2 protein-coding genes are annotated in these 977 nt (G+C 64.5%); both read left to right on the top strand.

Translation table 11 applies throughout. The features are described 5' to 3' along the window. On the top strand, positions 1 to 462 hold a 462-nt coding region (locus tag AC1DNF_RS35675), incomplete at its 5' end, for a winged helix-turn-helix domain-containing protein (protein ID WP_478153648.1). Continuing rightward, a partial coding sequence (locus AC1DNF_RS35670; protein ID WP_478153650.1) for an IS630 family transposase occupies positions 380 to 977 on the top strand: 598 nt, incomplete at its 3' end. The genes AC1DNF_RS35675 and AC1DNF_RS35670, both read left to right, overlap by 83 nt.

Raw genomic sequence — 977 nt, 5'->3', positions numbered from 1 at the left:
GCTGACAGCCATGCGCAATATCAGCGCATTCAGTGCGTGCTGATCAGGGCCACACTGGGCAGCTCGGCCGCACAGATTGCGCAGTTGCTGGGCTGGTCAACGGCCACCGTGCATGTTCTGCACTCTCGATGGGCCAAGGAGGGTGATGCCATCTTCGATCTTCGAGGCCGCGGTGGCAGGCACCACCAGCATTTGAGCGCCGAACAGGAGCAGGAGCTGCTGGCACCCTTCGTCGAGCGCGCACAGGCAGGCGGGATGTTGACGGTGGCTGAGATTCAGCAGGCCTACCACAAGCAACTCGGCAAGGCGGTGGCGCCCTCGACGATCTACCGGCTGCTTGACCGTCACGGTTGGCGCAAGGTCGTGCCCAGGCCCCGGCATCCCAAGGCTGACGTCGCGGCACAGGCCGCCTTTAAAAAAACTCCGCCGCCAGGTACGCCAAGAGGTCGTGCGCCAGGCTGAACAGGGTCGCGCGGTGCGGCTGATGTTCCAAGACGAGGGGCGGTTCGGATTGCTGGGCACACCGCGTCGCTGCTGGGCGCCGCACCGCATGCGACCTGTCGTCGGCGCGCGCCTGGAGCGCAAGTACATCTACGCCTTCAGTGCCGTCAGCCCGCACGACGGCGTCATGGACAGCCTCGTGCTGCCGTGGGTGAACGCCGAGACCATGTCGCTATTCCTGGCCGAGGTGGCGCAGCGCCACGCCGCGGAATTCATCGTGATGGTCATGGATCAAGCCGGCTGGCACATCGCCGGTGACCTCGCCGTGCCGCAGAACATGCGCTTGATCTTCCTGCCCCCGTACAGCCCGGAGCTGAACCCCGCCGAGCACCTGTGGGAGTCGCTGCGCGAGGATTGCTTCGCCAACCACGTCTTCGCCAACCTCGATGCAGTCGAGGACGCCCTGACAAGCGGACTCGTCGCCCTGGAATCCAATCCAACGCGAACCCGTTCAATGACTGGGTTCAAATGGATAA

Source organism: Variovorax sp. 01T432 (genome assembly GCF_056398605.1).
This window is presented reverse-complemented; position numbering and strand designations above follow the sequence as displayed.